Below are 18,921 nucleotides of genomic sequence, written 5' to 3'. Positions count from 1 at the left end.
CGGGGAAAAAGGAATTTTGCAAAGGTCTCAAGCTACGAATAATTCATATACTTACTGCCCATTAAATACAAAAAAGCTTACTTAATGATTTAAGTAAGCTTTTTTATTCACGAGAACGAATTTTTTAAGACCTTTTACAATTACCTGAAGAATCAAAATCCATTTAACTTAAAACTAAGATTCTTCAGACGGCCTTTTCTCATAACTGAGAACTAAATCGACTATATTGGTTACCTTTTACTCAGCCACATCATCTTCATGCACAATAATGTGATTCACATAAACTGGCTGCGCAGAAACTTCATTTGAAAATGAATTAGTTATTGGCACTGATGCTTTGGTTCCCGATAAAGTTTCGTGTGTAGAATGAGTTGCTTCTGTTAACTGGTCGGCTTGCGTCCCTACAGACGGAATACTCTCTAATTGTGTAGATTCTTGATTATCAGTTTTAGGCTGAGTTTCAAATACCGTTACACGATCTTCCACAGAGGACGATGCTGGAATAACAACCTCTGGTACAGACGGTTTCTCTTCTACCTTATGATCGGCCTCTATAAAAGTCTCTTCTATTATAGGATTGTGTACCGTTTCAGAAGCTCCAGTCGGTTCAAATGTTTTAACTTCCTCAGGTTGTTCTACAACTTTATGATCATCTACTACCGGTGGTTGCACTACCGCAGATGCTTCTACTGCCGAAGACTGTTCCACAGTATTAGCCGTTGTTGCATCCACTGGCTGCTCAACTTTAAACTCATCCACTATAGGTTGCGCCACTACTGTAGGCATATCTGCTTCAGATGGCTGTTCTACAGTCTTAGTTTCTACAATCACTGGCTGTTCTACAGCTTTAGATTCACTGGCTATTGGTTGTTCTACTGCCTCAGATGTTTCTACTATAGCCGACTGCTCTACGGACTTAGTTTCTGATTTTTCCACAGCCTTAGATTCATCTACTGCAGGTTGCTCTACCTTTTCAAGAGCCTCTACAGATTGAACATTTGGCTTAGATGTATTTAACGTTGCAGGATCAACTGGAGTAGCATTGTCTCTCTCCAAATTCTCAATATCTGCCTGTTTAGCATCTTCTGTTTTAACCTGCTTATCAAGAAGATTATCAGAAGAATATTGATCATCTTTAGACTTTTTACTGTCTTCAGGTTGAGTAGCTTGTGTAGATTTTGAATGATGAGCCGGCTCAACTGATATCGTTGTTCCTGGTTCTTCTGCTGTTTGTTTCAGATTTTCTGGTTCTGTTACCACTGGTTCTGCTTCCACCGGCTTCAATACAGGATTGTATGGCTCAGCCTTAGAATTTTTGTCTTCTAAATCTGGCTGCTGGTTTTCACTTGGGTATTTCTGAACAGCTTTTTCAGGAGATGAGGATTTAGTTTTGGCTGTATGGCAGTTTTCCCCTATTTTGATGAGTTCAATTCCAGAAACTAAAAAATTGGGGCTTTCTAATTTTCCTTTTAAAGCAACATAGATTGGCGTGCTTTCGGGCATATTTTTTCTGGCACTGACAATCTCTGCTGTCGCTTCATAGCCATTTCCACTACCGGGTAATAAAGCATAAGTATTTTTCAGATTACAACTCTGAATTCGTACATAATTATTTTGAGTAACTAATGTACCTTCTAAATCATACTCTTTAGCCAAGGCTGTCTGGGCAGCTGCTGAAAGCAATACACTGCAAGTAAGAAAAAAGTGTTTAACCATATATTTAGTTCTTAATTTTAAAGTAATCTGTTAATACCTAAAAAGTTACGCTCGGCTGCGTTTAACAGAAACCGTTCCTTCAGGCATAAAATAAGTGTCTATGACTACAGCACCGGCATTTTCAATTTCACATTCAAGCTGATAGCATAAAACCATAATATTGTCTTTAGACTCAGTCAGTCGAATGTCCAAATTTCTCAATCTGGGTTCATATTTCAATAAGGTCTTCCTCATGAAATACCGTAAATCATGTGCACTAGACGGTAAATTCTTATAAACCATACTAAGGTCAGGGATTCCATAATCAGGCAAATGCTTCAAGGAACCACTCCGACTATTGAGAATGCGTTGGATATTATCTAAAACACTCCTAACTAACTGGAAACCATCTGGAAGCCCATCTAGTGGCAAGCCATCAGAATAAAACCCCGTTAATTTCTCATAGAGGGCTGCATCCATTATTTGACTTTCTTTTCGGTCTCTTGAATTACAACTTTATTATCTACCAACTCAACAACTAAAGGCTTTTTATTTTTCAGCTGTTTTTTGGATAGAAGCATTTTCCACGGTTGATCCTCTCCTACCCGATTATAAAAAGCCACGATACCAACATACTTGGTCTCTTTATCCAAGGTTTCATCCAAGCTGATAGTTTCACCAGGTCGAATGGTATATTGCTTATACCCTTCTACCAAATCATTGCCCAAGATGGTTTTATCTTGATTAAGCAAATCACGATAAGATGCAACTTCATAATTCTGCTTATCTCTAAGCTGATAAATGCGAACAACTGTCGATAACGATTGACCTCGTTCATTTTGATTCAAACCATTACGAGCAACCAAGTCAATCTTTAATATCTTTAACTTAGTATAAAAGATACTTTTAGTTACATTGGTCGTACCATCTTTCACGCCTTGCAAAACCCCGCAACCTGATAATACCGCACACAATAAGGCTAATGCGCAGACTGACTGAATTCTAGTTTTCTTATTCATGATTTTCCGTTTTCTTAAATTAGTTTGAATATGTATAGTTCGCTATCTTTATTTGCTTGTCTTGATACATCGTACCTAAACCGGTATTAATCCCCAACATTTGTTTTTTTGCTAAACGGCTTTGAGGTACCCATTGCTTCTTGATGTTTAGGTAAATGCTTGCATCAAAACGGCAACCCAAATAGAGCTTCAATAATTCAAGTAATTTTTGGTGTAATGTTTGTTTTGGTAATAGAAGCTGTGCATTCTCAAATGTATCTGGTGTAATCTCAATACGTATCAGATGACTATGATCTTTTATTCTACTGCCTAAAGATGCACTTCCTCCATCCAATCTCAAACCGGCTTTCCCCAACTCACGATTTTTTTCCAATATTACCCATTGAGGCTGAAATTCTTTTACTTTTACATCTGCAAAAGGTAACAAATATCTAACTATACTGATAATACCTTCTTTTGTTCGGGTGCGCTGATAAAAAACACTGAACAATCCCAAGATTCTGCTATCTAGCAAAGGATGTATAAATTTACCATTTACCATCCCCTGCCCAATAAGGTGCAGAAGAGAGCGAGATAAATCATCTTGCCCTTCATTTTGAAACAAAAACGGATAGCGGTATTTTTTCCATGCCTGAAAAAACAGGGTTGTAATTCTATGGTTAAAAATATCCAAAAATGCAGCTAAGCTTTCACTACCGTCTTTATGCGTTGCAATATCATTCAGGAAATAATCCGGCAAGACCGCATCTACGCCATACAAACCTAAAAATGTTGTTCTTACAGTTGGTAGCTCGGCTTCCGCATCATATTCAACCGATGCAATTTCCCCAGAAGGAAAAGATAAAGACTTCACCCTTCTGAATCTTACCATTGACTCTACAGCTTTTTCTTCAGCACCATCGGCAAGCGTTTCCAACACCCGACAAAATTGGAAAAAATTCATTGTTGCTGCATTGCGTACAATAAACTCTCCCAATTTCTCTTGAAAAATTTCAGATGCTATACCTTCGCGATGAGATTTATTTCTAGGAATCTCCCATAGAGGCAGTGTCTGTCTGCCGTTATTTTCTTTAGCACTTTTATGCGCTGTTTCTAAAACCGTGTGATAGTTGTTTTGCTGTCTTTCCATGTATATGTTTTCCCGGATGGCAGAGAAACTATGCTGAACCGGGTAAATAGGTTCAAATCAGCATACATTGCAAAAAATTCGTTCAATAATTCTCCGAACAAATAAATTTCTGCTTCCCCATTAAATGCAGTTGAATCAAATGTTACTGTAATATGAACTCCACGATGAACTGCACCACGCTCGATTCTTTGTACTGTTTCATGCTTAACGTCAACAATCCCGTTCAATCTGCGCTTATTCAATTCATCTTCGGTCCAATCGTAAATCGACAATGCACCTTTTAAACTATCAACGTTTAGTAATGATAGATAATTTGGTGACAAATGGGACAAGATACGCCATTGAAATCTGTCTTCTGTTGGAGGATAACATGACAACGTCGGAGTCGTAAGGTTTCTTACCATTTTAATATTGGGCTCGGCTATATCCGTGTCTTGAATCTGGGTTTCCCTCAAACTCTTACGTGGCAAAGCACCATTGGTCCCTACTACTTTTAGAGAAAGTGTTTCAGTAGGCAGAATATCTTTTCTATCCCACAACAATCCACCAAGCATAATAAATGTTTCATGCTTTCCAGATACTCCTCGTTTTACCTTCGTATGGTAATACCGTTCAGGAGCATCATATTTCATCAATCCACCACGATGTTGGAATGACGAGAAAGGAATATATGAATAGCGCTTGCCTGTCTCATGATTTACAGCTTCCACTTCATTTACTGAATACACCTCAACTGCCATACCTTCATGCAACAAGGGCTTAACAGGATATTCAAATGTCTTGTGATCCACCCGAATAGGCTCAGCCTCCATGTCAAAGAGGTTGATGGCAGGAACACAGTTTAATTTCAGGCAATCTGGAGGAAATCTAAGCTCTGAAGGATATTGTTTGGACAGAACTACATTAATACTAAACTCATTAATGCGTTCCGACCATTCTTCGGCATCAATACCAATCAAATCAATAAAGAAAAACTTCTGTTTGAAACAAAAGTATTCCAATAATAATTGATATCCACTGAAACTGTTATTTACTTTTTCCCACAATCTCTCATCTTCGGCAAATCCGACGGCCTTAAACCGTATATTACCTCCAGATGGTAGTTCGGCATGATGGATACTAATTTGAGCAGCCTGATTTAACAAAGCATGACGTAATGCAAAAGCAACTGGTTCATCAGCAGAAATATAAATTCTGATTTTAGAAAAATCCAAATTGTCTTTCTGCGTCTGCCTGTGAATACCAAAAGTCAATTTGATGACACTTTGACCATTTGCATCATAATCCAATAACGTATGCAAGATACTCAAGGGCTGGAGTTTAACATCACCTGTAGTTCGGTACAGGCATCTCGTCAACCTATCATTAATATTAATGGGCTCAGATTGTACGGATAGTCCTTTTTTAACAAGCTGCCCACCCTGCAACTTTTTATCATCTGGAATTAACTCTAAAACAGTCAAAGAAGGAATCATCCTCAGATAATGAGGCCACAGCATATTGACCAAACCCTCAGTCAATTCTGGAAAGTCATCATCAAGTTTTTGTCTGATTCTTCCTGTTAAGAAAGCAAAGCCTTCAAACAATCGCTCCACATAAGGATCGCGTGTACCTACTCTATCCAAATTCAGCATTGCGGCACGATCAGGGTGAGCTTTTGAAAACTCTAACCCTGCTTCTTTGAGATACCGCATCTCTTCTTCATAATAACGTAATGTGGGATCTGACATAATATATGTTTAATCGATTAATTCTAATGCACGGACAATATCAGCCTGCATTAATTCAGTTCGTAAAAATTCAAGTTGCCCAGTAGCTTCAGTATCTTTCTTATCAAAATTTTCATTTAACAATTGATACCACAAAGCATATACATCAAATGCAAAATGTTTATCCCACTCTTTTACTGTCAAAACCTGCATCTGCCGTGAAGCCTGTTCCAACAGTTTCAAGGCCCAATCTACTTTTTGATTGTTTGCAGCCAAACGGGCCATCATCAACCACTTTTTAACCTGCCCAGCACCTGACTGCAACTCTGGTAATGTTTCCAACCAAGCAAAAGCAGCATCCAAGCCTTGTTCTTGTGTTTTTAACAAAGCCTGTTGCCATTGACTTTCTTGGTTTTCTACATGAGATGATGATTCTATTACTGCTTTTTGAACTGTTCGACTACTAGTCTGCTTGCGCGTGGATGGCATAACCTTTTGCTCCAACCACGTAAGCGTATCGGCTGAGACAAATGGAAATCCATTATCAAAACTTAATCCGGTCAAGCCATCACATCTGGTCAGTAAAGATTTCAGTTCAAATAATGATGAGTCAACCTGAGACAGATATAAACCACCCAACGCCTGCTGTCCTTGCCACGCGTAATATTGCAAATCAAGCCAATACTGATTAGCGCCTTCTAAAAAAGCCGCTTCTACTCTATCAAGCAAATCCTGCCATTGCTGCTCATTAACCAAACGATTTAAAGTTGCCAATAAATCTGTCCTTGGAGCTTTCAAACGAGTCTGACCATTTTGATGAGGAGGGATACCATTTAGCCCACCCCAACGTACAGCACGAATCATCTTATATGCAGGCCAATATCCATCATCCTGCTCTCTTAAATAGGCGGCATTAATCCTAACTTGATCGAGTAAGGCTTTAGAAGAGTTAACTTGAGTGACAGCTAAACTTTCAGACGGCCTCTGACTCTCTTGACGAATCTGTGGTACAACCTCCTGTTCAATAGGCGTACTAACTTCCTGATTTTGACCTGTACTTGTCTGAGGTAATGAAAACCGAACAGATGACTCTTCAAAATATTGCAATAACGGAAACAGGCTGGGGCGTACTGATTCTTCCCATCCCTCAAGATAATGCTGCAACGACATTAACGCCGATAATGTCCGCTTGAGGTCTACCGAATTAGATAATTCAGTCCCTTTGAGCGTATCCAACACTCTTTCCCCAGACAGCCAATTTAATGCATTGCGTTTTTGTACCGGCTTTTTCGGCCATAGTGATTGATCAAATTTTTGCAGCAATCCGCATAAAATTTCCAAACCATCTGAAAAACCTGCCAAACCCCGGTCTCGCAAAGCGGCAAAAATATAATAAGTTGCTACTCTCAAGTCTTTAGATTGACGTTTTAACAAGCGTTCAGAAGCATCCAAAATCAATCGGCAATCAATACCTGAAAGTTTGGCCAATTCAATTTTAATAGCCTCAAAATCATCGGCATATGCAACATCCTCGCCACAAGGGTGGCCGTCTGAAACAGGTTCCAGCCACTCTTGCCAGCGATGAATATTGTTATCGGTGATTGATGTACCCTCATCACCAAGTATCGGCTTTACCCATTGGGGTAATGTCATGATTATTTAACCTCAAAAATCTTATTCGGCAGATGGATATTCTTCAGTTCCAACAATCCCAAAGGTCCTTTACCGGAATTAGTTCTCATATAGAACCTCATCAATTTGTCTTTCTCCAATGGGAATTCGACTAAATAAGTGCCACTGTCAATCGGTGTAACCCTAGATTTTTCAAGCATACGGATAAAACCGAAGCGACCACTAATTTCTTGAGTCTTACGCATACCTTCTGCCTCAGTTTCCCAAGAAATACGAAGACCGGCATTGCTGACATCTCCAGGCCATTTGAATGTCTTCCACTCTGTTTGTTGGTTGAAATAATCTAAAGACTGACCGTCGATAATTAAATCATACTGAACAATACCTTGAGTAGATGTCGGTTTCAGCTCAAAGCTATAGCCACCCTCTCCGTTAACAAAGAAGTCTTCAGAAATAGCACTCAATTTATTCAATTGTTGCAGCAATCCCGGGTTAACTTTCAATTCACTTCCGGGCGCAACAATCCATTGGTTACCCTGTTTGGTTAAAACACCTGCCAATTGGGTTGTGACAAACTGATTAAGTGCACCTTTGTTAACATCCAAATATTTTGCCAATACCGGAATCGAAACTTCGATTTCTGATCGAGCAAATGGATATCGGCCACCCAATTCAGACTGCATAGGATTGACAAAATTGCTTGCCCACAAATTATTGATGTCTTTTTGAGCAACGCCGGCAATTGAATCCCATACGGAATTAAACGGCAATACAAAAACATTTCGTGCAAACGGTAACAATCTGTCACCCACACCGGCCTCAATCAAACGTGCATACTGTATGCCGTCGAGGAACTCATTATCACCACCGTTTAAAACACCTTGCACAGCTGTTCTTGCCGCACCTCCAGTATCAGAGGATGCCGTCATTTGAATCAAACGCTGCTTCACAGTAGTTACACGTTCAAGGTAGCGCTGCAGACTCAAATCACTCTTTGGATTAATTTGTGCATCAATCAATTGCAACAGAGTTTCAAATTCTGCTTCCAACGGCCCTGCTAGATAATCATTTACCTTATCTTCCAAAGCATTAATATTTTCAGATTGAGAATTCAATACCGCATCTGCAACCTTACGCGAACGAGTAGACAGTTGTCTTGCAGCTACACGTTTTGCTGCATCTGTAACAGCAGGATTGACATCAACTTTCTTGCTATCCAGCTGACTACTTTCTTTCACTGCATTAAATAATGCCACCAATGGCGAACGTTGAGGATCCGCATAGACGTGAAGCTGATTGACTGCATCCAAGCTGGTTGTTCTCGGTTGCCATGTAATGCTGTTCATCATGTTGTACCAAGCGGTAGCATATTCCTTAAAGTAACGTTCTTTCAGGCTATTGATTGCCGCTTCTGTTACCGAAGCTTGGTACACATTACCGCCCAATACCCAATCATTGCTCTTGCTGTCTTTAATTGCCTGTTCTAATCCTGGCTTAATATATTTTTCCCAACCCTCAACCGTATATATACGCGGCAAAGGTTTTCCAACATTCCAAATACCTTTCAAATCCTTATTAAGCAATTTATCTAAGGTGATGGTTTGCAACTTGGCATTCGTGCCCTGAATAATGCGTTTATACAATTGCTCACTGCCTTGGTCGCGATTGATCCAGTCCACCAAGACCTGACGGCTTCTTGATACCAATTCAGTTTGTTCAGGCTCTGCCAAATTATTTTTCTGTGACATACGCGACACAAAAAACTGTGCCAATGTTTGCGCATCTTTTGCCGCCACATTTTGTGTCGTCAACATCTGCGTCAACTTGGTTACTAAGAATTCCGCATCTTTTGCGTCTTTTGTTTTCTCAACATGAGATGTCAGCATCAAATATGCTTTCAAATCTTGATAAGCACTATCCTGAAGTTCAAAGTCATCAGGAATTCTGCCTTCCAACATTACCAATTCATCTAACTTGTTCTCAAAGAATGCAGTAGCAGGACGGCTGATAACATCTTTTGCCAAATTATTATATTTACGGTAAGCAACAGCTAAGAGCTCTTGTCGATGCTCATACCCCAAAAACTTAACCGCATATTGTGAGAAGCTTCGACGAGACTCCAAATCTGTAATATCTTGTTGCAATCGAATAAGTGTAGCTACTTTCTCAGCACGAGATTTTACTTTCTGTACGCTTTCAAAATCGGTCTTCAAACGGCTGATTTCTTGATAGCTGCTATACGCACTGACTGCAAACGCACCGCCGGCAAGCAGGGCAACTGCACTTAAGCCCAAATAAATTTTTTCCGTTTTAGAAAAACGCAGTTTCTTTCCGGAACCCAAAACAGATAAATCGTTGAATGCACGGAAAATCAAATCTCCTGATTGTTCAGGTTGATTTGATTGAATAAAAGAAATACCTGCAACAGTATCCAGTTTTCCCAGTCCCCGCTTTTCTGCAGCAATATAATCAGCCAAAGCCTGAGTTTGTGACGGCAGTTTGGCAGACAATTTTGCAATAGGTGTTTGTTCTAAATCGGCTTCAATCAATCGTGTGCCCACAGCTGCCAACCGGTTAGCAAATTGATCCAACTCTTTCATCAACTCTGCTGAAGATATTGTTGAACCATATTTCAAAGCATGGCTGACTGCTGATGGCATTTCATTGGCATCATTTACAAAATGAACTTGATTAATTGGAAGTTTCCAACCAAGTTTTTTCATTAACTCAAGCAGTTGAGCGGTATTTTCCTGAACTGAAAACTCCCCTTGAAGCTCAACAATACCTTCTGCAGGACGTTTTCCCACACCCCTCAGATACTGCCAACCATTCGCAGGTTCCATTGCCTGAGCATCTATCCAAATCGCAGAAGCCGTTTCTACCCAAAGTTGCGGACGAATATTAGGCAAAACTCTATCCAAGAGCATTGGTTCTTGGGTTACAACGAAAATCCAAGGCTTACGATGTTTTTTATATTGTCTAGTCAATAAGTAAATATGGCGTAGCTGCTCCCAACGTTCCGTTATACCAATCAGAGTTGAAGACTCTCCATTATCCCCACTTAAATCTTCAGGATTTAAATGTTTCAAACCAGAGTATTTATCGGAGCTCCTAGCCCAAAAAAATCTCGTAATCAAAGGGGTAAGGAGTATCAATGAGATCACAATTGATACACATGCCCAGACCACAATTTTTGCAATAGTCGACGTAATGCCAAGATTTTGGCCAAAAAAGTATAATAGGATTGCGCTGATAGCACTTCCAATAAAGATGATTACCCCTGTTGTAATAGGCTTCATAGTAGAGTTTTCTCGAAAAAGATAAGGGATGGATTATAATAGGATATTTCCTTTCCGTCATTATTACATATAAATCTTATTTGAATAAATATTCATTTAACCCAATATTTATCTTCACCTCTCAATATTGCTTCAGCCTCTGACTCATAAAAACTATTCGCTATTTGCACATACAATCAACCAAACCGACAACACCCTCCGAAACTATCAAAGTTATATTCAAAACTTGATATCTTCTCCTCATACCATATAGATACAGAAACTAACCGTGTTGTTTACACAACAGATTCAGGAAACAAACCCTATCCGGCTATACCTTATATCGTATTTTTTCAGACGGCCTTTATCCCCCAAAAGATAGCCAGTCCCCCACCTTTGCTATATCATTCAACTATACAGAAACCAAGGAAAACACCATGTACGAAGTCAACCGCAGCGTCTTCCTGCTTATCCCCCTCGATCCTTTTTGGAACTGGCTGAAATCCCTACCCGGCAATCACCTTGACGGCCTAACGCTTGAAGATATCCAAGCTGATGCCAATTCCTACCTCGTTCGCCCGTGCGAAACTGCCGACGAAGTATGGGACGAAATCGAAGCGCGTTTTGAAGACATTTTTGCTGCCGAATTGGCCGACTGGTGCGAAGACGAAAGCGAATGGCCGGATTTGGACGCCGACATTTTCAACGAATGGTTCGACATCCAACTCTCCACCGTGATTACCGACCTCGAACACGAACCCATCGCACGCGAAGAGTTCCAACCCATCAATCTCAACTGATGAAACTGACCGTCCGCAACTACCACCTCGACGGCTACGGTCACGTCAACAATGCGCGCTATCTCGAATTTCTCGAAGAAGCGCGCTGGACGTTTTTTCAAGAGCATGACCTTCTGTCCGAACTCAAAGACATCATGCTCGTTGTTGCACGAGTTGACATCCGCTATCGCCGTCCGTCGCTTGAGGGCGATGTTTTAACCTTTACAGGCCGTCTGAAAGACATCGGCACACGCCACATCATCCTCAGCCAAACCGCGACCCTGCCCAACGGCAAAGCCGCCATTGAAGCCGAAGTTACCCTTATGCCCGTCAGCAGTGAAAGCGGCCGCAGCATCAGTGTTCCCAAAACCTTAGCACACGCAATTCAAAACCTCACATCATGAAAAAAATACTCACACTCCTCATCGTTGCCACGATTGGCGCGCTTCTCACCTTCGTCCTTATCCCCAGCAACAAAGCCGCCCCTGATTTCGCCCTGCCCGATCTGCAAGGCAAAACCATTACCAACGCCGATTTAAAAGACAAAGTTACCCTCATCAACTTCTGGTTTCCCTCCTGCCCCGGCTGCGTGAGTGAAATGCCTAAAATCATCAAAACCGCCCAAGATTATCAAGGCAAAAACTTCCAAGTCCTCGGCATCGCCCAACCCATTGACCCCATCGAAAGTGTCCATCAGTACGTCAAAGAATACGGCATTCCCTTCACCGTCATGTACGATACCGACAAAACTGCCGCAAAAGCCTTTGGTACACAGGTTTACCCTACTTCCGTCCTGATCGACAAAAACGGCAACATCCTCAAAACCTACGTTGGCGAACCCAATTTCTCCCAACTTTATCAAGAAATCGACCAAGCCCTCGCCCAATAAATCCAAGGCCGTCTGAAACCATATTTCAGACGGCCTAAAACCGAAATATCCTTTATAATAAGCAACATTTTATCCGTTCAGACACCAAGCTCCTCTATCAACAAAGGCCGTCTGAAACAACCGAATACCCATAAGAGAACATCATGAAATTCATCGACGAAGCAAAAATCGAAGTCGCCGCAGGCAAAGGCGGTAATGGCGCAACCAGTTTCCGCCGCGAAAAATTCGTACCCCGCGGCGGCCCTGACGGCGGCGACGGTGGCAAAGGCGGCAGCGTTTGGGCAGAAGCCGACGAAAACACCAACACCCTCGTCGAATACCGCTTCGTCAAACGCTACCAAGCCAAAAACGGCGAAAAAGGCCACGGCTCCGACCGCTACGGCGCAGGTGCAGACGACATCGTCCTCAAAATGCCCGTCGGCACCCTCATCCGCGACCTCGACACCAACGAAATCGTCGCCGACCTCACTTATCACGGCCAGCGCGTCTGCCTCGCCAAAGGCGGCAAAGGCGGCTTGGGCAACATCCACTTCAAATCCTCCGTCAACCGCGCGCCCAAACAATCCACGCCCGGAGAAGAAGGCGAAACCCGCTCCCTGCAACTTGAGCTTAAAATCCTCGCCGATGTCGGCTTGTTAGGCATGCCCAACGCCGGTAAATCCACCCTGATTACCGCCGTATCCGCCGCACGCCCCAAAATTGCCAACTACCCCTTCACCACCCTTCATCCAAATTTAGGTGTCGTTCGTATCGACGAAAACCACAGCTTCATCATGGCCGACATCCCCGGCCTGATTGAAGGCGCGGCAGAAGGCGCAGGCCTCGGCCACCGCTTCCTCAAACACTTATCGCGCACCGGCCTGCTGCTGCACGTCGTCGATTTGGCCCCTTTCGACGAAACCGTCAACCCAGCAGAAGAAGCCCTCGCCATCATCAACGAATTACGCAAATACGACGAAGAGCTCTACGACAAACCGCGCTGGCTGGTACTGAACAAACTCGACATGCTCGATGAAGAAGAAGCCCAAGCGCGTAGCGCCGCCTTCCTCGAAGCCATCGGCTGGGACTACCCAAAACCAGACGACCGCTTCCAATTCGACATGGAAACCCCGCGCCTCTTCCAAATCAGCGCCCTGACCCACCAAGGCACGCAGGAGTTGGTACACCAAATCAACCAATACCTGACCGAGAAAAAACGCATCGAAGCTGAGAAAGCCGAAGTGGAGCAGGCAACGGCAAAAGCCGAAATTGTAGCAAATCAGCCAAAAACGAATACCAACGTTTTACAGGCTGAATAAAGTTTCAGGTGGCATTTCTGCGTGAAATACCACCCAAAAATAAAAGCAAAGGAAAATTTGATGAATCCAGAAAATATATTTGTTTCTTCTTCAAACGACACACCTATGGCGCAACAGGATTTTGACGAATTGAAACAAGCCGTTGCCCTGCTGACCAGTCCGTCATTAACTGCCAAAATGACGGCAATAGTCGGTTCGCCTGTGGAGTACCTATTAGACAAGCTACCCAAAGGTGCGGCAGACAAAGTTAATCAAATTATTCAGACAGCATTGCATAAAGTATTCGATGCCAGTGCATCCACTATGAATAGTGAGAAAACTGAAGCCTCTACTAAAACTCATAAATTAATGGCAGGCATAACGGGCGCGGTTGGTGGTTTTTTCGGCTTTACTACTTTGGTAGCCGAGTTGCCAATTTCCACCGCCATTATGATGCGTTCCATTTTGGACGTAGCACGCAGTGAAGGTTTCAACATCAACGATTACCAAACCAAATTGGAATGTATTGCCGTCTTCGGTTTTACCGTCAATGAAGACAAAGATGATGACAGTGCTGAAAGCGGTTATTACGCCAGCCGTATCGCATTGAGCCAAATCATGAACGTAACCTCAAAAGAACTACTTGTTTTGACACAGGGTACAACCGCCAAAGTGATTGACACATCGGCTATCGGCAAAGCATTAGCTCAAATCATTCAGGCTGTTGCCACACGTTTGGGCGTTCCGCTTACCGAAAAAGTGGCAGCGCAATTAGTTCCTGGCATCGGTGCAGTTGCAGGTGCAACCCTAAACGTCATGTTTACTGATTTTTATCAAGACATCGCTCGCGGACATTTTATTGTCAAACGCTTAGAAAGCAAATATGGCGAAAGCTATGTCCGCCAGCAGTTTAATCTGATTCGTCATCAAAATATATTATCATCACAATAACCTATTGATTATGCTAACCATCTACAACACCCTTACCCGACAAAAAGAACCCTTCACCCCCATCGATCCGAAAAACGTGCGTATGTACGTTTGCGGCATGACCGTTTACGACTACTGCCACTTAGGCCATGCCCGCGTGATGGTTGTGTTCGACATGATTGCCCGCTGGTTGCGCGAGTGCGGCTATCCGCTCACTTATGTGCGCAACATCACCGACATCGACGACAAAATCATTGCCCGTGCGGCTGAAAACGGGGAGACCATCGGCGAACTGACCGCGCGTTTCATTCAGGCTATGCACGAAGATGCCGATGCTTTGGGTGTGTTGCGTCCGGATATTGAGCCGAAGGCGACCGAAAACATTCCGCAAATGATTGCCATGATTGAAACCCTGATTCAAAACGGCAAGGCATATCCTGCCGCAAACGGCGACGTTTACTACGCCGTGCGCGAGTTTTCTGCTTACGGCCAATTGTCGGGCAAATCGTTGGATGACCTGCGCGCAGGCGAGCGTGTGGAAGTGGATGGTTTCAAACGCGATCCGCTTGATTTTGTGTTGTGGAAAGCGGCCAAAGCAGGCGAGCCGGCATGGGAAAGCCCTTGGGGCAACGGCCGTCCGGGTTGGCATATTGAATGCTCTGCCATGAGTGAAAACCTGTTCGGCGATACTTTCGACATCCACGGCGGTGGCGCGGACTTGCAGTTCCCACACCATGAAAATGAAATCGCCCAAAGCGTCGGTGCCTGCGGTCATACCTGCGGCCACGACCACGCGCAAACCCACCACGGTCAAAGCATCGCGAGCCACGTCAAATACTGGCTGCACAACGGCTTCATCCGCGTGGACGGCGAAAAAATGTCCAAATCGCTGGGCAACTTCTTCACCATCCGTGAAGTGTTGAAACGATATGACCCTGAAGTCGTGCGTTTCTTCATCCTGCGCGCCCACTACCGCAGCCCGTTGAACTACTCCGACGCACATTTGGACGACGCAAAAGGTGCGCTGACCCGCCTGTACACTACGTTGAAAAACACACCAGCGGCTGAGTTTGACTTATCTGAAAACGCCAACGACTACACCCGCCGTTTCTACGCCGCCATGAACGACGATTTCGGTACGGTCGAAGCGGTTGCCGTGTTGTTCGAACTGGCAGGCGAAGTGAACAAAACCAATGATGTACACCTCGCCGGCTGCCTGAAAGCTTTGGGCAGCATCATCGGCCTGTTGCAACGCGATCCGATTGAATTTCTGCAAGGCGGTGCTGTTTCAGACGGCCTCTCCAACGAGGAAATCGAAGATTTAATCGCCCGCCGCAAACAGGCACGCGCGGATAAAAACTGGGCGGAATCCGACCGTATCCGCGACCTTCTGAACGAACACAAAATCATTCTGGAAGACAATGCCGGCGGTACGACTTGGCGCCGCGGTTGATTTCATGACATAGATAAAAGGCCGTCTGAAACTGTTTTCAGACGGCCTTTTTAATTTTGCTATTTCCAAAAGGGCGCAAACATCGCGTCCTTGGTTTAAAACATCATTTCATTTATGCGCCGAATACTTTCAGACGGCCTTCGATTGGTTGGAAGGTTTTTTCGCCGGCTGGAGCTGCAATACCGCCAATCACCATTTGCGCACGTAACAACCAGCTTTCCGGCAGATTCCATTCTTTGGCAATGGCCGCATCAGGCAGCGGATTGTAGTGTTGCAGATTGGCGCCGATACCGGCAGCCGCCAATGTTGTCCAAACAGCATATTGAACCATGGCATTTGCCTGATCCGCCCAGATCGGGAAGTTGGCCGCATAAGATGGGAACTGCTCTTGCAAGCCTTTGACAACATCTTGATCTTCAAAGAACAAAACTGTCGCCGCGCCTGCTTTAAACAAGTTCAGTTTTTGTGCAGTGGCTTCAAACTGCTCGGCAGGAACAACCGCACGCAACGCTTCTTCGACAAAATGCCACACTTTGGCATGTTCTTCGCCAAATAATACGACCACTCGAGCAGATTGCGAATTGAAAGAAGACGGCGTATGCAAAACGGCGTGTTCGATAATTTTGGTTACTTCCTCATTGGACAGAGGCAGGGTGTTGTTCAATGCATAGATAGAACGACGGGTTTCAGCAGCTTGTTGCAAAACAGAATAAGTCATGATCTTTTCCTTAAATTAATCTTTATCTTTACCAAAAACATTATCCAAAGCCCACGCTCCGCCGCCGGCTACTGCCAGATACAAAAACACGAAGCAGAACAAAACGGCAGATTCGCCATGGTTGACCAATGGGAACAAAACATTACCAGAAGACGCGTGTGCCATAAAGTAGGCGACAGCCATCTGACCGGACAAAATAAACGCGGTCGGACGGGTGAACAGGCCCAATATCAATAAGATACCACCGACAATTTCCAAAATACCGGCCACCAGCATCAAGCCTTCAGGTGCGCCGCCCATGGACATCAGGAAACTGAAAAACTTGGCCGTGCCATGCAGCAAAAACAGATACGCCGTAACAATACGCAAGACGGACAATACAACAGGTTGGAATGATTTGAGGGCTGACATCTTAATAATCCTTATTTTAATGGCTACCTGAAAGAGGTAGGGAGCAATTTCAATAAGTGCAGTATAGATAATTCCCAGTAAGAGATATATACTCGAATTGTTGATACAACGTTTCCTAATAAGAAATCATGGATACCCTATTCAGCCTAAAAGTTTTCCGCCAAGTTGTTCAAAGCGGCAGTTTTACCCGTGCCGCCGATCAGCTTGACATCTCCACCGCCATGGCCAGCAAACACGTCAGCCATCTGGAAAACACCATTCAAGCCAAGCTCTTACACCGCAACAGCCGTAACCTCCACCTGACCGAAGCAGGCGAAGAATACTACCGCCAATGCAGCTACGCGCTGGATACCTTGGACACCGCCGCCCAAAAAGCGGCAGGCGGTGCCGACACGCCGCAAGGTATGTTGCGCGTTACCATGCCCCTGTGGTTTGCAGGCGGTGATATGAGCGCATGGTTGGCCGAATACCGCCAGCGTTATCCCAAAGTCACGCTCGACCTCGTCCTCGACAACCGCCATATCGACCTCATCGCCGAAGGTTTCGATCTCGCCTTGCGCGTTTCCAAAACCCCCTCCCCTTCGCTGATCGTCAAACCGCTGGCTAAAATCGAGTTCGTCCTGCTTGCCGCCCCCGACTATCTTGCCCGACACGGCACACCCGATACACCCGAAGCCGTCATGCAGCACCAAGCTATCCTGCCTTCCTATACCAGTCAACAAGACTGGGAAATTACCCACCGCGCTACCGCAGAAAAAGCCATTCTCCATCTCTCCCCGATTATCCGCAGCGACAACACACTGATGATCCGCGAGCTGATTAAATCAGGTGCAGGCATAGGCTATCAGCCCCTTTGGGCAGTTCAGCAGGAATTGAAGGACGGCACATTGATCCAACTCCTGCCCGATTACACCATCTGGACAGATCAACTGAACGCCACTTATGTCGACAGGGCCTTTCTCAGCGCGAAAGTACGCAGCTTTATCGACTTTCTCAATGAAAAAATATCGGAAGGATAAACATAAAGGCCGTCTGAAACACTTTTCAGACGGCCTTTAATCAAAGCAACAATCCAATCAATAATTGGTCGAGCAGAACTGTTCGCGTTTGTCCGCATCGGCGGCATAGCATGTCAAACCCATGCCTGACGCATTGCTGTTGTTCGCTTTCGCACCCGGTTTTTTGTTCACCAAAACCTTACCGTTTTTACCGATTTCAACGGTTACGCCTTTGCCGTTTTTCAGCTTCCATTTCAACACTTGCGCATCGGCACTTTGGCACTTGCTGACCGTACAGCCACCTTCTGTCGCGACGTTGCCGTTTTTATAAATCACGCACTGCTGCTGGCTGTCGGTACAGGCCGCATACGCAGCAACGGAGAAACAGGAAATCAGCGCGGCAAACAAAACAGGTTTCATGGTTTGAGCTCCTAAGGTTGTGATGATGGATTTGTGATATTTGGAACTATACGCTTATTTGAAGATACCTACTACTCTTCAAATATGCATAAGTTGCAGCCATAGAAGCTGAAGCAACTGCCCCATTCAATTGATATGCAGCTCCCGTCAACATAGCACCAGCTGCATTTGCATTACCAGAGAGACCTGCATTGGCTACAGAAGCTCCCATAGCAGCACTTGTAGCGGCGAAAGATAAGGCTGCGATTGCAGCATCAAGGCCATCCAATGAATTTCTATCTGCTTCAGGCGTGGCTAAATATTTCTGAATATTATTAGCATTTTGAATCGCATCAGCAGTACTTAATCCATTTTCGCGTGCAATATTTAAAAAACTAAATCCAGCGTTTGGCATTCTCATACTCCAAATTTTAAACTAAAAACCACAACCCAAAAAACGGAAATACAAATTGCAAAAAATATAAATAAATTAATATACTGAACAATATAAAAAATCATATTAATTTGTTTAAAAAATTTACTTGACTCTGTAATATTACCAATAATAAACTTTACACTAGAGGAAAGAAAAAAAAGAGTGATCC

General features: G+C 43.9%; 18 protein-coding genes. 7 read left to right on the top strand and 11 right to left on the bottom strand.

Going from position 1 to position 18,921, the window contains the following annotated elements:
- Nucleotides 1–237: 237 nt before the first annotated feature.
- Genes HMPREF2700_RS03710 through HMPREF2700_RS03680 form a run of 7 tightly spaced genes read right to left on the bottom strand, consistent with a single transcriptional unit; the run spans nt 238 to nt 10,483 of the window.
- Nucleotides 238–1,716 carry a prolipoprotein diacylglyceryl transferase gene (locus HMPREF2700_RS03710; protein ID WP_070590221.1) on the bottom strand — a complete coding sequence of 493 codons (1,479 nt, stop codon included), beginning with the start codon at nt 1,714–1,716 and terminating at the stop codon, nt 238–240.
- 45 nt (nt 1,717–1,761) lie between these two features.
- Nucleotides 1,762–2,175, bottom strand: a complete 414-nt coding sequence (gene tssE, locus HMPREF2700_RS03705) for a type VI secretion system baseplate subunit TssE (protein WP_049332879.1) — start codon at nt 2,173–2,175, stop codon at nt 1,762–1,764.
- Nucleotides 2,175–2,714, bottom strand: coding sequence for a type VI secretion system lipoprotein TssJ (gene tssJ / locus HMPREF2700_RS03700; protein ID WP_049332881.1), 540 nt, complete (start codon nt 2,712–2,714; stop codon nt 2,175–2,177). The genes tssE and tssJ overlap by 1 nt, the downstream gene beginning before the upstream one ends.
- 19 nt (nt 2,715–2,733) lie before the next feature.
- A complete protein-coding gene (tssG, locus tag HMPREF2700_RS03695) occupies nt 2,734–3,843 on the bottom strand; it encodes a type VI secretion system baseplate subunit TssG (protein ID WP_070590218.1) in 1,110 nt (369 codons plus the stop codon).
- Nucleotides 3,807–5,573 carry a type VI secretion system baseplate subunit TssF gene (gene tssF / locus HMPREF2700_RS03690; protein ID WP_070590216.1) on the bottom strand — a complete coding sequence of 589 codons (1,767 nt, stop codon included), beginning with the start codon at nt 5,571–5,573 and terminating at the stop codon, nt 3,807–3,809. Before tssF ends, tssG begins: the two co-directional genes overlap by 37 nt.
- 9 nt (nt 5,574–5,582) lie before the next feature.
- Complete coding sequence (gene tssA, locus HMPREF2700_RS03685; protein WP_283129667.1) at nt 5,583–7,205, bottom strand: type VI secretion system protein TssA; 1,623 nt, start codon at nt 7,203–7,205, stop codon at nt 5,583–5,585.
- Between the two features lie 2 nt (nt 7,206–7,207).
- On the bottom strand, nt 7,208–10,483 hold the full coding sequence (locus HMPREF2700_RS03680) for an ImcF-related family protein (RefSeq protein ID WP_070590211.1): 3,276 nt from the start codon (nt 10,481–10,483) through the stop codon (nt 7,208–7,210).
- A gap of 416 nt (nt 10,484–10,899) precedes the next feature.
- On the opposite strand from HMPREF2700_RS03680, the gene HMPREF2700_RS03675 reads away from it, so the two are divergent.
- From HMPREF2700_RS03675 to cysS, 6 genes are all read left to right on the top strand, one after another.
- On the top strand, nt 10,900–11,262 hold the full coding sequence (locus HMPREF2700_RS03675) for a hypothetical protein (RefSeq protein ID WP_003681812.1): 363 nt from the start codon (nt 10,900–10,902) through the stop codon (nt 11,260–11,262).
- Nucleotides 11,262–11,645, top strand: a complete 384-nt coding sequence (locus HMPREF2700_RS03670) for an acyl-CoA thioesterase (RefSeq protein ID WP_070590208.1) — start codon at nt 11,262–11,264, stop codon at nt 11,643–11,645. The genes HMPREF2700_RS03675 and HMPREF2700_RS03670 overlap by 1 nt, the downstream gene beginning before the upstream one ends.
- Complete coding sequence (locus HMPREF2700_RS03665) at nt 11,642–12,130, top strand: peroxiredoxin family protein (protein ID WP_070590206.1); 489 nt, start codon at nt 11,642–11,644, stop codon at nt 12,128–12,130. Before HMPREF2700_RS03670 ends, HMPREF2700_RS03665 begins: the two co-directional genes overlap by 4 nt.
- A 143-nt stretch (nt 12,131–12,273) precedes the next feature.
- A complete protein-coding gene (gene obgE / locus HMPREF2700_RS03660) occupies nt 12,274–13,428 on the top strand; it encodes a GTPase ObgE (protein ID WP_070590203.1) in 1,155 nt (384 codons plus the stop codon).
- A gap of 60 nt (nt 13,429–13,488) precedes the next feature.
- Nucleotides 13,489–14,358: an EcsC family protein gene (locus HMPREF2700_RS03655; RefSeq protein WP_070590200.1), complete on the top strand. Its 870-nt coding sequence runs from the start codon at nt 13,489–13,491 to the stop codon at nt 14,356–14,358.
- A 10-nt stretch (nt 14,359–14,368) separates the two neighbouring features.
- A complete protein-coding gene (gene cysS / locus HMPREF2700_RS03650) occupies nt 14,369–15,790 on the top strand; it encodes a cysteine--tRNA ligase (protein WP_070590197.1) in 1,422 nt (473 codons plus the stop codon).
- A 112-nt stretch (nt 15,791–15,902) separates the two neighbouring features.
- Here cysS and HMPREF2700_RS03645 read toward each other — a convergent pair whose 3' ends face one another.
- Nucleotides 15,903–16,508, bottom strand: a complete 606-nt coding sequence (locus HMPREF2700_RS03645) for a nitroreductase family protein (RefSeq protein ID WP_049332899.1) — start codon at nt 16,506–16,508, stop codon at nt 15,903–15,905.
- A gap of 15 nt (nt 16,509–16,523) precedes the next feature.
- Entirely contained in the window at nt 16,524–16,919 is a 396-nt protein-coding gene (locus HMPREF2700_RS03640; protein WP_070590195.1) for a DoxX family protein, read from the bottom strand.
- 128 nt (nt 16,920–17,047) lie between these two features.
- Here HMPREF2700_RS03640 and HMPREF2700_RS03635 point away from each other — a divergent pair, with 128 nt between their 5' ends.
- Nucleotides 17,048–17,938 (top strand): LysR family transcriptional regulator, encoded by an 891-nt coding sequence (locus tag HMPREF2700_RS03635; RefSeq protein WP_070590192.1) that lies wholly within the window; start codon nt 17,048–17,050, stop codon nt 17,936–17,938.
- Nucleotides 17,939–17,995: 57 nt separating this feature from the next.
- On the opposite strand, the gene HMPREF2700_RS03630 is transcribed toward HMPREF2700_RS03635, so the two are convergent.
- Nucleotides 17,996–18,337 carry a hypothetical protein gene (locus HMPREF2700_RS03630; RefSeq protein WP_003683849.1) on the bottom strand — a complete coding sequence of 114 codons (342 nt, stop codon included), beginning with the start codon at nt 18,335–18,337 and terminating at the stop codon, nt 17,996–17,998.
- Between the two features lie 46 nt (nt 18,338–18,383).
- Nucleotides 18,384–18,731 (bottom strand): hypothetical protein, encoded by a 348-nt coding sequence (locus HMPREF2700_RS03625; protein WP_039861883.1) that lies wholly within the window; start codon nt 18,729–18,731, stop codon nt 18,384–18,386.
- Between the last annotated feature and the right edge of the window lie 190 nt (nt 18,732–18,921).

The sequence above is a fragment of the Neisseria sp. HMSC068C04 genome, from assembly GCF_001810105.1.
In the GTDB taxonomy this organism is placed as follows: Bacteria; Pseudomonadota; Gammaproteobacteria; order Burkholderiales; family Neisseriaceae; genus Neisseria; species Neisseria flavescens_B.
Note: the sequence above shows the minus strand (reverse complement) of the source record. Positions and strands in the feature narration are given on the sequence as shown.

What these genes read in the sequence shown, in the direction of transcription:
- HMPREF2700_RS03630 (WP_003683849.1), bottom strand. Translation starts at nt 18,337, where the DNA reads ATGAAACCTGTTTTGTTTGCCGCGCTGATTTCCTGTTTCTCCGTTGCT.
- HMPREF2700_RS03665 (WP_070590206.1), top strand. Translation starts at nt 11,642, where the DNA reads ATGAAAAAAATACTCACACTCCTCATCGTTGCCACGATTGGCGCGCTT.
- HMPREF2700_RS03710 (WP_070590221.1), bottom strand. Translation starts at nt 1,716, where the DNA reads ATGGTTAAACACTTTTTTCTTACTTGCAGTGTATTGCTTTCAGCAGCT.
- tssA (WP_283129667.1), bottom strand. Translation starts at nt 7,205, where the DNA reads ATGACATTACCCCAATGGGTAAAGCCGATACTTGGTGATGAGGGTACA.
- HMPREF2700_RS03675 (WP_003681812.1), top strand. Translation starts at nt 10,900, where the DNA reads ATGTACGAAGTCAACCGCAGCGTCTTCCTGCTTATCCCCCTCGATCCT.
- HMPREF2700_RS03670 (WP_070590208.1), top strand. Translation starts at nt 11,262, where the DNA reads ATGAAACTGACCGTCCGCAACTACCACCTCGACGGCTACGGTCACGTC.
- HMPREF2700_RS03635 (WP_070590192.1), top strand. Translation starts at nt 17,048, where the DNA reads ATGGATACCCTATTCAGCCTAAAAGTTTTCCGCCAAGTTGTTCAAAGC.
- HMPREF2700_RS03655 (WP_070590200.1), top strand. Translation starts at nt 13,489, where the DNA reads ATGAATCCAGAAAATATATTTGTTTCTTCTTCAAACGACACACCTATG.
- tssE (WP_049332879.1), bottom strand. Translation starts at nt 2,175, where the DNA reads ATGGATGCAGCCCTCTATGAGAAATTAACGGGGTTTTATTCTGATGGC.
- HMPREF2700_RS03680 (WP_070590211.1), bottom strand. Translation starts at nt 10,483, where the DNA reads ATGAAGCCTATTACAACAGGGGTAATCATCTTTATTGGAAGTGCTATC.
- obgE (WP_070590203.1), top strand. Translation starts at nt 12,274, where the DNA reads ATGAAATTCATCGACGAAGCAAAAATCGAAGTCGCCGCAGGCAAAGGC.
- HMPREF2700_RS03645 (WP_049332899.1), bottom strand. Translation starts at nt 16,508, where the DNA reads ATGACTTATTCTGTTTTGCAACAAGCTGCTGAAACCCGTCGTTCTATC.
- tssG (WP_070590218.1), bottom strand. Translation starts at nt 3,843, where the DNA reads ATGGAAAGACAGCAAAACAACTATCACACGGTTTTAGAAACAGCGCAT.
- HMPREF2700_RS03640 (WP_070590195.1), bottom strand. Translation starts at nt 16,919, where the DNA reads ATGTCAGCCCTCAAATCATTCCAACCTGTTGTATTGTCCGTCTTGCGT.
- HMPREF2700_RS03625 (WP_039861883.1), bottom strand. Translation starts at nt 18,731, where the DNA reads ATGCCAAACGCTGGATTTAGTTTTTTAAATATTGCACGCGAAAATGGA.
- tssJ (WP_049332881.1), bottom strand. Translation starts at nt 2,714, where the DNA reads ATGAATAAGAAAACTAGAATTCAGTCAGTCTGCGCATTAGCCTTATTG.
- cysS (WP_070590197.1), top strand. Translation starts at nt 14,369, where the DNA reads ATGCTAACCATCTACAACACCCTTACCCGACAAAAAGAACCCTTCACC.
- tssF (WP_070590216.1), bottom strand. Translation starts at nt 5,573, where the DNA reads ATGTCAGATCCCACATTACGTTATTATGAAGAAGAGATGCGGTATCTC.